Source organism: Pseudomonas sp. PICF6 (assembly GCF_009831705.1).
In the GTDB taxonomy this organism is placed as follows: domain Bacteria; phylum Pseudomonadota; class Gammaproteobacteria; order Pseudomonadales; family Pseudomonadaceae; genus Aquipseudomonas; species Aquipseudomonas rhizophila.
In genome coordinates this window covers 324,951-336,428 of sequence record NZ_WUUD01000002.1, presented here as the reverse complement: position 1 = coordinate 336,428, position 11,478 = coordinate 324,951, and the positions used below count along the sequence as shown (strand labels likewise).

The window sequence follows — 11,478 nt, the reverse complement described above, 5'->3', positions numbered from 1 at the left end:
ATTCCCTCGCCACATGATTGTCAGAGCTTGGCCTTCACCGCCGCCAACGCATCCTTGCCATCCAGCGTCTTCACACCATCCAGCCATTTATCCAGCACCGCCGGATTCGCCTTGATCCAGGCCTTGGCCGCATCGGCATTGCTGACTTTGTTGTTCACCACCTCGGCCATGATGCTGTTTTCCATTTCCTGGGTGAAACTCAGGTTGGTCAACAGCTTGCCTACGTTCGGGCAGGCCTGTGCATAACCTTTGCGAGTCAATGTATAGACACTGCCCGTGTCGCCAAAATACTTCTCGCCGCCCTTGAGGTAGTGCATTTTCAGTTGCACGTTCATAGGGTGTGGCGTCCAGCCAAGGAAGGTCACGAACTTCTGTTTCCTCACCGCCCGGGAGACTTCCGCGAGCATGGCCTGCTCACTCGACTCCACCAGTTTCCACTCGCCCATGCCGAAATCGTTGGTCTTGATGATTTCCTTCAGGGAGAGGTTGGCCGGGGCGCCGGAGCCGATCCCGTATATCTTCTTGTCGAACTTATCGGCGAACTTGTTCAGGTCAGCGAAGTTATGCACACCGGCATCCCACACGTAATCCGGGACCGCCAGGGTGAATTCGGTGCCGTCCAGGTTCTTGGCCAACTGCGTGACATCGCCAGTGGCCACGAACTTGTCGTAGAACCCTTGCTGCGCCGGCATCCAGTTACCCAGAAATACATCAACCTGGCCGTCCTTGAGGCCGCCGAAGGTGATCGGCACCGCGAGGGTGTCGACCTTGGCCTTGTAGCCCATGCCATCAAGCAAAAAACCCGTGATCGCGTTGGTCGCAGCGATGTCACTCCAACCGGGGTCGGCCATCTTTACCGTCTCGCAGCTTTGCTCGGCCCACGCCGAACTGCTAAGCGCCAACAGCCCAGCGGTCAGTACTGTGGATAACTTTTGCATGTGCTTCCCCTTACGTTATTGGTTTTGGCAGGGTTGTGGATAACGGGCCTTGCGTTCCAGATCGTCGAGGTCAATGTGGTTACGCATGTACTGCTGGCTGGCGTCCACCAGCGGCTGGTGATCCCAGCTCTTGAGTTTGCCCAGGGTCAACGCGTGGGCGACGAAACGTCGACGTCGCTGACTGGCGAGCACCTGTTGGTGAATGGTTGGGATATCCCATTTAGCTCGCGCTTCGGCGAGAAAATCCGCGCACAGGGACTGATGCTCAGCCGATTGGCTAAGGTCCTCCAGTTCTTTGGGGTCATTGCGCAGATCGAACAGCAGGCACGGATCGTCTTCGCTGTAGATGAATTTCCAGGGTCCACGACGGATCATCATCAACGGGCTGATGGTGCCTTCGGCCATGTATTCACCAAAGACCTCGTCATGACCGCCCTGCCCCTGCAGATGGGGCACCAGCGAACGGCCATCCAGCGGCAGTCCGGGCTCAAGCCGGCCACCCGCCAACTCCACCAGGGTCGGCAGCAAGTCGGCAGTGGACACCGCCGCCCCGACCCGCCCGCTGGCGAACTGGCCCGGTGCGCTGATCAGCAAGGGAACGCGAGCCGCCATCTCGAACCAGTGCATTTTGTACCAGAGGCCTTTTTCACCGAGCATGTCTCCATGATCGCCGGAGAACACTATGATCGTGTCGTCCATCAAGCCGGTGTCTTCCAGGGTTTGCAGTAACTTGCCGACGTTGCTGTCAATGTAGCTGCACGCACCGAAGTACGCGCGGCGCGCATCGCGGATCTTATCCACAGGCAGTGGCTTGTCCCACAGGTCATAGACTTTCAACAGGCGCTGGGAATGCGGGTCCAGCTCCGTTTGCCCCGGGGTTTGCGGCAGCGGGATGTCCTTGTCGTCATACATATCCCAAAAGGTCTTGGGAATGGTGTACGGGTCGTGTGGGTGGGTCATGGACACCGTCAGGCAGAACGGCTGGTCGCCATCCTCGCGGATGTGGTCGAACAGATACTGCTGGGCCTTGAACACCACTTCTTCGTCAAAATCCAACTGGTTGGTGCGCACGCACGGACCAGCCTGCAACACCGAAGACATGTTGTGATACCAGCTTGGCCGCACGTCGGGCTCGTCCCAGTTCACGGCCCAGCCGTAATCGGCCGGGTAAATGTCACTGGTCAGGCGTTCTTCGTAGCCATGCAACTGGTCCGGCCCGCAAAAATGCATCTTGCCGGACAGCGCCGTGCGATAACCCAGACGCCGCAGGTAGTGGGCGTACGTCGGGACGTCCGCAGGAAAATCCGCCGCGTTATCGTAGGCGCCGATCTTGCTGGGCAACTGACCGCTCACCAGGGTAAAGCGCGACGGTGCGCAGAGTGGGCTGTTGCAATACGCGGCGTCGAACACCACGCCCTGCTCGGCCAGGCGCGACAGGTTCGGCAGCTTGATCGGCGAAGGACCGTAGATCGGCAACATTGGCGCGGCCATTTGATCGGCCATGATGAAAAGAATGTTCTTGCGCTTCATGTATTCGCGGCATTCCATAGTAAACAGTTATGCGAAATTGCTGCGATTGAGCATGTGGCCCCCGCCTTTATGGGTAAAGCCCACGCAAGGCAATGACTAGGATAAGCACAGCTTATGTATGAAGCCCTGGGTGACCTGTCCCTTGACCTGTTCCGCGCCTTTGAAGCCGCGGCCCGCCACCGCAGCTTTACGGCAGCGGCGATCGAACTGGGCACCACGCAACCGGCCATCAGCCAGCAGATCAAGCGCCTGGAAGAACAACTGGGTACACGGTTGTTCGATCGCATCTATCGCGGCATCGAGCTGACCGAGGCCGGAACAATCCTGTTCGAGCAGGTGCAGGCCGGTTTGCAGAATATCGACGCAGGATTGAGCGCGATCACCGCCCATGACCAGCATGAGGTGCTGCAAGTGGCCACCGATTTTGCGTTTGCCGCCTATTGGCTGATGCCCCGCTTGCATCGGTTTCACGCCGCCAACCCACAGGTGGACGTCAGCCTGGTGACCAGCGAACGCAATCACAACATGCTGCGCACGGATATCGACGTTGCGGTGCTATTTGGAGACGGTCGCTTCAAACAAGGCGAAAGTCGCTGGCTTTTCAGCGAAGAAGTCTTTCCCGTGTGCAGCCCGCTGTTGCTCAAGGAACGCTCCCTGCCCTTGTCGGCTCAAGCCTTGTCGGAGTTCCCGCTCCTGCATTTGCGCGGGGAAAACAGTAGCCATTGGTTCGATTGGAGTGGCGTTTTCCGTGAGCTGGGCATTACCTCACCCCCGGCGCCCGGGCAGTTGCGGTTCGACAACTACACCTTGCTCATCCAGGCGGCGATTGGCGGTCAGGGCGTTGCCATCGGTTGGCGATACCTTGTGGATAACTTATTGGCCCAAGGGCTGCTGTGCCGTCCGGTCGCTGAAACAGTGTTGTCGCGGTCAGGGTATTACGTGGTCTTGCCCCAGCGTAAACGGCGCGGGGTATTGATCAGGCAGTTTGTGGACTGGTTGATGGAGGAGCAGGCCAACAGCGCCGAATCGCTCACGGGGTTGGCCTTGCCTTCCATTGCGGTGTAACCAGCCCTCCCCTGCGCCAACTCGGGAGACGGCGACCGCACAGGCTAATCGGCGGCGACAAAACTGACATGCTGGCCCACATGCAGGTTCAGGCGCAGCTCATCGGCAATGCCGACGGCCACACGGCCAAGCCGCTCCAGTGATTCGGCCATGCCGGCCTCCAGGCTGGTGCTGACCTGGCTGAAGTGCTCGATGCTCAAACCGGGCGTTGCGTAGGGTGAGTCAATCAGGGTCCATTGCAACGTGCTGTTGTTCAGCGCGTCGAGGACTTCTTCGGCGGCATGGCGCTGCAATACATCGTCTGCCGGCTCCTCGTCGAGCACGGCGAAATCGCCCACCAGAAACAGCCGGGAAATACTCGCCGCCTCCATCCCGGCGATCAGCGCATCCACCGCCAACACCTGCTCCACGGGACCGGGAATGAGCGTGCGCTCCACGTGCTCGCTGTTCATTGGCAACCCTGGAGCGTTCAACAGACACACCACGGCATTGGCGCCGGCCACGCTTTGCTTGACCCGCTGGGGATCGTAGAGGTCGCCGGTCTTGGCCCGCAGGCCGGGGCGCGGCGCCAGGGCCGTAAGGTCGTCGAGAACAGCGATGACTTCGTGCTGGCGCCGCAGCATTTCAGCCATCAACGCACTGCCGAGGCTACTCATGGCACCATAGAGCACCACTTTGGTGACCGGGGTTTCGGCATTTTTCATGGCTGGTTGTCCTTTTTTTGTCCCGCGTGTAAAGGCTCTGACCCGCGGGAGACAGCCTCGGTTCGGCCAGTTTTCGAGGAGAAGCACATGCAGCGGATCAAGGGCTACCACGCCCATGTCTATTTCGACGCCAACACCATCGACCAGGCGCGGGCACTGTGCGAGGAAGCAACGCGACTGTTTGGGCTGAAAATGGGCCGTATCCACCAACGCCCAGTCGGGCCGCACCCGGACTGGAGCTGCCAATTGGCGTTCGATCCACAGCACATCGGCGTGGTCTTGCCGTGGCTGGCGCTCAATCGCAAAGGCCTGGTGATATTTCTTCACCCGGACACCGGCGACGACCTGACGGACCACACCGAGCATGCGATCTGGATGGGCGCGGTGCGGCCGTTGGATCTTTCGGTGTTTTGATTTATCGGTGGAGCGCAGATTGTCTGTGGGAACAAAGCTTGCTCCTACAGGTAAGCCTTGCCCTACAGAAAAACTCCATTACAGCGGCGAAAGGTGGCTGAAAGCTTGCGCGATTAGGATCGCCCCCACTACCGGCAACAGACCGGTGGCCAGAAGCGAGCGGCTAAGGCTCGTTAGGCCCTTTTAACAACAACAATGGTGATTCTGATGTCCGCTGCTACCCGCCCCGCTGAACCCACTCCCTCCGTCCGTCCCGTGCTTTGCATTCTGCGCTGACCTGTTCGGTCTGCCTTTGCCCGTCGCGCCACGCCTGGAGTATTTCCTATGCTGACTTTCCTTGGCTTTGCCATGGTCATCACGTTCATGTTCCTGATCATGACCAAGCGCCTGTCCGCGCTGATTGCCCTGATCATCATCCCGATCCTGTTCGCTCTGTTCGGTGGTTTTGCACCGAAGATCGGTCCGATGATGCTCGAAGGCATCACCAAGCTTGCCCCGACCGGGGTGATGCTGATGTTCGCGATTCTTTATTTTGCCCTGATGATCGACTCCGGCCTGTTCGACCCGGCCGTGCGCAAGATCCTCAAGCTGGTCAAGGGCGACCCGTTGAAAGTTTCGGTCGGCACCGCCGTTCTGGCGCTCGTCGTTTCCCTCGATGGTGACGGCGCGACCACTTATATGATCTGCGTGGCCGCCATGCTGCCGCTCTACAGCCGCATCGGCATGAGCCCACGGATCATGGCCGGCCTGATCATTCTCGCCGGTGGCGTGATGAACATGACCCCCTGGGGCGGCCCGACGGCCCGTGCAGCCAGCGCGCTGCATGTCGATCCGTCCGACATCTTCGTTCCGATGATTCCTGCGATGCTCGCGGGTGTAGCGGCGATCCTGGCGATTTCCTACATGTACGGTAAACGCGAGCGCGCCCGTCTGGGTGAATTGCACCTCGCCGGTGATGACATCGACCACAGCGAAATCAGCGTTTCCCAGTTCCCGGACGCCCGTCGTCCGAAGCTGATCTGGTTCAACGGTGCGTTGACCCTGGGCCTGATGTGCACGCTGATCGCCGGCCTGTTACCGCTGCCGGTGCTGTTCATGGTGGCGTTCAGTATCGCGATGATCGTCAACTACCCTTGCCTGCAACAGCAGAAAGACCGCGTTGCGGCCCATGCCGGCAGCGTATTGGCGGTGGTCGGTTTGATTTTCGCGGCGGGTATCTTCACCGGCATCCTGTCCGGGACCGGCATGGTCGACGCCATGTCCAAGAGCCTGCTGGCGGTGATCCCGGATTTCCTGGGCCCATACCTGGCAGTGATTACCGCGCTGGCGAGCATGCCGTTCACCTTCTTCATGTCGAACGATGCGTTTTATTACGGGGTGTTACCGGTCATGGCCGAAGCGGCCAGCCACTACGGCATCACTGCCGTTGAAATGGCCCGCGCCTCGATCGTTGGCCAGCCCGTTCATTTGCTGAGCCCGCTGGTTCCATCGACTTACCTGCTGGTGGCCCTGGCGGGGATCGAGTTTGGCGATCACCAACGCTTCACCTTGAAGTGGGCAGTATTGGTTTGCCTGTGCATAATGTTTGCCGCCTTGCTGATGGGGATTTTTCCGCTGTTCAGCACTCTATAAAAGCAATGCCCGCTGCGTCGCTCCTTTCGATAATCGAAGGCGCGGCGCGGCCCAACACTCGCTAAAGGAACTCACATGGAATGGCTGACCAACCCGGAAATCTGGGTTGCCTTCTTCACCCTGACCGCCCTGGAAATTGTCCTGGGCATCGATAACATCATCATGATCTCGATCCTGGTCAGCCGCATGCCCAAGCACATGCAGGCACGCACCCGGATCTTCGGTCTGGCCCTGGCCATGATCACGCGGATCCTGTTGCTGCTGTCCATCACCTGGGTCATGCGCCTGACCGCCGACCTGTTCGAAGTGTTCGGCCAGGGCATTTCCGGTCGTGACCTGATCCTGTTCTTCGGTGGCCTGTTCCTGCTGTGGAAAAGCTCCCAGGAGATGTACCACGCGCTGGAAGGCGAAGACGAAACCGGCGAGACGCCTGCGGGCACGGGCGGCAGCTTCATCTACACCATCGTCCAGATCGCGATCATCGACATCGTGTTCTCCCTGGATTCGGTGATCACCGCCGTGGGCATGGTCTCCCATGTACCGGTGATGGTCGCGGCAATCGTCGTGGCGGTGCTGGTGATGATGCTGGCGGCGGGCACCATCAGCTCGTTCATCGACAAGCACCCGTCGCTGAAGATGCTGGCGCTGTCGTTCCTGCTGGTGGTCGGTACCGTGCTGATCGCTGAGTCCCTGGACGTGCACGTGCCAAAAGGCTACGTCTACTTCGCCATGGCCTTCTCCCTGGCGGTCGAAGCGTTCAACATCAAGATGCGCACTGCCATGGCGCGCAAGCGCAAGCAGCAGGATCCGGTAAAACTGCGTAAGGATATGCCGGGTCAGTAAGCGGCACAGTGCAATGAACGAAGGGGCTCATCGAGCCCCTTTTTCATGCCTGCCGGAAAGTAACTGGATGCAAAACCGGTGGGAGCGAGCCTGCTCGCGATGAGGCCGCAACATTCAACATCTTCATTGGCTAACAGACCGCTATCGCGAGCAGGCTCGCTCCCACTGGGTTTCGTGGGGTCTTTGGTCAATGGCTTTTTATGACAGTTTTGTTTCAAACCCGTCTTTAGCTGTGCAATGCTGGCGCTCGAACCGTTGGCCAACTACAGCTTAAGTACAACGAAGAAAAATGTGGCACCGTCAATTGGTCCCTTTGGGACGCTAACAGGGGGCTTCTCATGCTGACCCTGCTGAACTTGCTCTCCGCCGTGGCCCTGCTGATCTGGGGCACGCACATCGTCCGTACCGGCATTCTGCGGGTCTATGGCACGAACCTGCGCCATGTCATTGGCCAAAACATGTCCAAGCGCTGGCTGGCGTTCGTCGCAGGCATCATGGTCACTGCCATGGTCCAGAGCAGCAACGCCACGGCCATGCTCGTCACCTCATTCGTCGGCCAGGGCCTGATGGCGCTGACCCCTGCCCTGGCGACCATGCTCGGCGCCGATGTCGGCACGGCGCTGATGGCGCGGGTACTGACCCTGGATCTGTCCTGGTTATCGCCGCTGCTGATTTTCCTCGGGGTGATTTTTTTCCTGTCGCGCAAACAGACCCGCCTGGGGCAAATGGGCCGGGTCGGCATCGGCTTGGGCTTGATCATCCTGGCGCTGCAATTGATTGTCGAAGCCGCCGCGCCCATCACCCAGGCCCAGGGCGTGAAAGTTATCTTTGCCTCGCTGACCGGCGACATCCTGCTCGATGCGCTGGTGGGTGCGCTGTTCGCGATGATCTCCTATTCCAGCCTCGCCGCCGTGCTGTTGACCGCGACACTGGCCGGCGCAGCGGTGATCAGTCTGCCGGTGGCCATCGGCCTGGTGATCGGCGCCAACATCGGCAGCGGCGTGCTGGCCTTTCTCAGCACCAGCATGCAGAACGCCGCCGGCCGCCAGGTGGCGCTGGGCAGCCTGCTGTACAAGTTGATCGGCCTGTTGTTGATCATTCCAGTGCTCGATCCGCTGGTGGGCTGGTTGGACGGCCTGGATTTCAGCCACCAGGAAACGGTGATCGGTTTTCACCTGCTCTACAACACCGTGCGCTGCCTCGTGCTGCTGCCCAGCGTCGAGCCGATGGCCAGGCTGTGTGCCTGGCTGCTGCCGGAGCGTCCTGACACCAACGGCACGGCCAAGCCCCGCCACCTGGACCTCACCGCCCTCGCTACGCCGAGCCTGGCCCTGGCGAATGCTGCCCGGGAAACCCTGCGCATCGGTGATCTGATCGAAACCATGCTCGAAGCCATGCTCGACGTACTGCGCGGCGGGCAGACCGCAGTCACCCAACAAGTACGGAGCATGGGCGATGACGTCGAGGCGCTGTGCAGCGCCATCAAGCTGTATATGGCCCAAATGCCCCGTGAGGACCTCAGTGAACAGGACAGCCGCCGCTGGGCGGAAATCATTGAGCTGGCGATCAACCTGAAGTTGGCCAGCGACCTCATCGAACGCATGTTGCGCAAGGTCCAGCAACAGAAAACCGCGCAGCGTCGATCCTTTTCCGAGGTTGGCCTGGAAGAGTTGGCGACGCTGCACAGCCAGTTGATCGCCAATCTGCGGCTGGGATTGTCGGTGTTCCTCAGTGCCGATCCGGAGAGCGCCCGTCAGCTGTTGCGTGAGAAACGTCGCTTTCGAGCGCAGGAAAGACGACTGGCCCACGCACACGTCAGCCGTCTACAGCGAAAAATCGTACAAAGCATCGAGACCAGTTCCCTGCACTTAGAACTGATCGCCGACATGAAACGCCTCAACTCGCTGTTCTGCGGCAGCGCCTACGTGGTGCTGGGGACTTCCGAGACAGGTGCGCTCGCGGTTGATGAAATTTCCGACGTCACCCATTCGCCTTGAACGACTGGCGCATTGCTCAGTCAGTAAGATTGGCCTGGGCTTAAACCATTCGCACGCAAGCCGGCCCCACGTCGCCATGGAGATCCATTGGGTTCGAGGTGGGGCGCGAAGTTGCCTGCGATGACGGCCTGCCCGGCACATGGACCTCCAATCAGCCGCCAGGAAGCTCGCTATGCGTTGTCTGTTGCTCGCCGTTCTTTTGCTCGGTTCACTGCCGTCGGTCGCGCTGGATCGATTCCAGGTCGAGGGGTATGTGCTGCCCAACGGTATGCAACTGCTGCTCAAGCCGGGCAGCGAGCGCGGGCATGTGGCGATCCGGCTGGTAGTGGGCGTGGGACTGGACGACTTCAACTGCGCCGACAAGGAACTGCCCCACCTGCTTGAGCATTTGCTGTTCAGCGGTGTCGATGACGGCGGCGAAGGCGGGCTGGAAGAGCGTATGCAGGCGCTGGGCGGCGAGTGGAACGCCTTCACGAGCAACGCCGACACCACGTTCGTCATCGAGGCACCGGCGCGCAATCAACGCAAGGTCCTGGACCTGTTGATCGCCCTGCTGACTCGTACCCGCATCGACGACAACGCCCTGCAAGCGGCCAAACGTGTAGTGGAGCGCGAGGATGGCGGCCACTACACCCATCTGCAACGCTGGCTCGATCATCAGGACCTGGGCCACAAGGCGGGCAATCAATTGGCAGTGGAATTGGGTCTGCGCTGTGCCGAACGCGCCGAAGTCGGGCACCTCACCCTTGCCAGGATCGAGCAGGCACGCAAGGCCTGGTATGCACCGAACAACATGACGCTGATCGTGGTCGGCGACCTGGACCGGTTGCTACCGGCCTATCTGGAGCGGACCTTCGGCGAACTGGAGCCGGTCGAGCCCAGCGCTCACGCAGCGTTACCGCAGATCCGCTACAGCGCGGTCACCAAGCGCAACCTGATGCGCGGCCTGGTGGGCAATAGCGCCAAGCTTCATTGGCTGTTTCCGGAGCCGGTGCTGGAACAGCAACACGACGAAACCTTCGACCTGCTCAAGGACTATCTGGACTGGGCGCTCTATCGCCAGCTGCGCCTGGCCCGCAGCCTGTCCTACGGGCCGTGGGTGGAGCGAGAGGTGTTTGGCGGCGTTGGCTTCTTCAGCCTGAACGCGGACCTGGCCCGTGATGACCTGCCCCAGGCCGAGCAGGCGCTGGAGCAAATGCGCACCACGTTGCTCAAGGATGGCCTCGACCCGGAGAGTTTCGTGCGCATCAAACGCGCCGCCATCGCCCATCAGTCGTGGGCGGTTCAAGGCAACAGCGCACTGGCCGATTACTATTGGGGTGCCCTTGGCGATTACGACGACGGCCGCTTCACCAATCCGGCCGTGCGCCTTCAGGCGGTGAGCCTGGAACAGGCCAACCAGGCCCTGCGTGAACTGCTCAAGGACCCGGGCTACCTGCGCATCGAGAAACCCATGCTCGGCGACGATGAGCTGGTTTGGGGCGTGGCCGGGCTGCTGGGGTTGCTGTTGGTCCTGGTCGGGTGGAGATTGCGTCGCAGGGCTTAGAGCGCTCGTCACATCGATGTCCTGGCGATACTCTGTCAGGGATATTTCCTACGACTCACTGTGAACTGCCGAATGCCGAACCTGACTCACTACATCCAGCGCCTTCTCGAATTGATGAAGCGCTATCCAGGGGTCATCGCACTCGGTGGCTTCATCTCTGGAGTCGGCAGTTTCATGCTGGTGGACCGCCAGCAGGGTCTTGCGACCTGGATCACCATCATCATGCTGGTGAGCTGGCTCTGGCTGATGCTGGAGAACAGCCTGACCCGGCTTTTTACCCGCATATTCAAACGGGAAATCCCCCAGCCGCTGCTGCGTTACGCCACGCAGATGATTCACCAGGAAAGCCTGTTTTTCGTCTTGCCGTTCTTTTTCATCACCACCACCTGGAACAGCAGCCAAGTGATTTTCACCGGCCTACTGGCGGCCTCGGCACTGGTCTCGATCATTGATCCGCTGTACTACAAATGGCTGGCGCCCCGGCGCTGGGCGTTCCTGGCGCTGCACACCCTGACGCTGTTTGCCGCCCTGCTCACCGCACTGCCGATCATCCTGCACCTGACCACCGACCAGAGCTTCAAGCTGGCGCTGGGCACTGCCATGCTGTTGTCGTTCCCCAGCCTGGCTTCGATCTTTCCGATCCGCACCGTGCGCAACGCCCTGGCGATTCTGTGCATCACGGTGGGGATCGGCGCGGCCGGGTGGGTGCTGCGCTCCTGGGTGCCGCCGGCAACCTTGTGGATGACCGAGGTGGCGATCAGCACCCAGCTGGAGGACCGCACGCCGGGCGCCAGCCTGAAGGAAGTCAC

The 11,478-nt window shown here is 60.4% G+C and carries 10 protein-coding genes; 7 read left to right on the top strand and 3 right to left on the bottom strand.

Annotated features, from left to right (window positions below; all coding sequences use genetic code 11):
* Positions 1 to 20: 20 nt before the first annotated feature.
* The gene (gene choX, locus GSM73_RS02550) at positions 21 to 938 is read right to left on the bottom strand and encodes a choline ABC transporter substrate-binding protein (protein ID WP_047229810.1); all 918 of its coding nucleotides are present in this window, start codon (positions 936 to 938) and stop codon (positions 21 to 23) included.
* A 15-nt stretch (positions 939 to 953) separates the two neighbouring features.
* Complete coding sequence (betC, locus tag GSM73_RS02545; protein ID WP_047229809.1) at positions 954 to 2,468, bottom strand: choline-sulfatase; 1,515 nt, start codon at positions 2,466 to 2,468, stop codon at positions 954 to 956.
* Positions 2,469 to 2,582: 114 nt separating this feature from the next.
* On the opposite strand from betC, the gene GSM73_RS02540 reads away from it, so the two are divergent.
* The gene (locus GSM73_RS02540; RefSeq protein ID WP_076383140.1) at positions 2,583 to 3,533 is read left to right on the top strand and encodes a LysR family transcriptional regulator; all 951 of its coding nucleotides are present in this window, start codon (positions 2,583 to 2,585) and stop codon (positions 3,531 to 3,533) included.
* 44 nt (positions 3,534 to 3,577) lie between these two features.
* On the opposite strand, the gene GSM73_RS02535 is transcribed toward GSM73_RS02540, so the two are convergent.
* On the bottom strand, positions 3,578 to 4,237 hold the full coding sequence (locus GSM73_RS02535) for an NAD(P)-dependent oxidoreductase (RefSeq protein ID WP_047229807.1): 660 nt from the start codon (positions 4,235 to 4,237) through the stop codon (positions 3,578 to 3,580).
* An 87-nt stretch (positions 4,238 to 4,324) separates the two neighbouring features.
* On the opposite strand from GSM73_RS02535, the gene GSM73_RS02530 reads away from it, so the two are divergent.
* The 6 genes from GSM73_RS02530 to GSM73_RS02505 all read left to right on the top strand — a co-directional run.
* Positions 4,325 to 4,651 carry a DOPA 4,5-dioxygenase family protein gene (locus GSM73_RS02530; protein ID WP_160891468.1) on the top strand — a complete coding sequence of 109 codons (327 nt, stop codon included), beginning with the start codon at positions 4,325 to 4,327 and terminating at the stop codon, positions 4,649 to 4,651.
* A gap of 324 nt (positions 4,652 to 4,975) precedes the next feature.
* The gene (locus tag GSM73_RS02525; protein WP_047229805.1) at positions 4,976 to 6,283 is read left to right on the top strand and encodes a CitMHS family transporter; all 1,308 of its coding nucleotides are present in this window, start codon (positions 4,976 to 4,978) and stop codon (positions 6,281 to 6,283) included.
* A gap of 75 nt (positions 6,284 to 6,358) precedes the next feature.
* Positions 6,359 to 7,126: a TerC family protein gene (locus GSM73_RS02520; RefSeq protein ID WP_076383142.1), complete on the top strand. Its 768-nt coding sequence runs from the start codon at positions 6,359 to 6,361 to the stop codon at positions 7,124 to 7,126.
* 338 nt (positions 7,127 to 7,464) lie between these two features.
* A complete protein-coding gene (locus tag GSM73_RS02515) occupies positions 7,465 to 9,123 on the top strand; it encodes a Na/Pi cotransporter family protein (RefSeq protein ID WP_160891466.1) in 1,659 nt (552 codons plus the stop codon).
* A gap of 172 nt (positions 9,124 to 9,295) precedes the next feature.
* Positions 9,296 to 10,669 (top strand): pitrilysin family protein, encoded by a 1,374-nt coding sequence (locus GSM73_RS02510; RefSeq protein WP_047229802.1) that lies wholly within the window; start codon positions 9,296 to 9,298, stop codon positions 10,667 to 10,669.
* Positions 10,670 to 10,741: 72 nt separating this feature from the next.
* Positions 10,742 to 11,478: DUF5924 family protein (locus tag GSM73_RS02505; RefSeq protein ID WP_256676657.1), on the top strand; the 737-nt coding region annotated here is incomplete at its 3' end.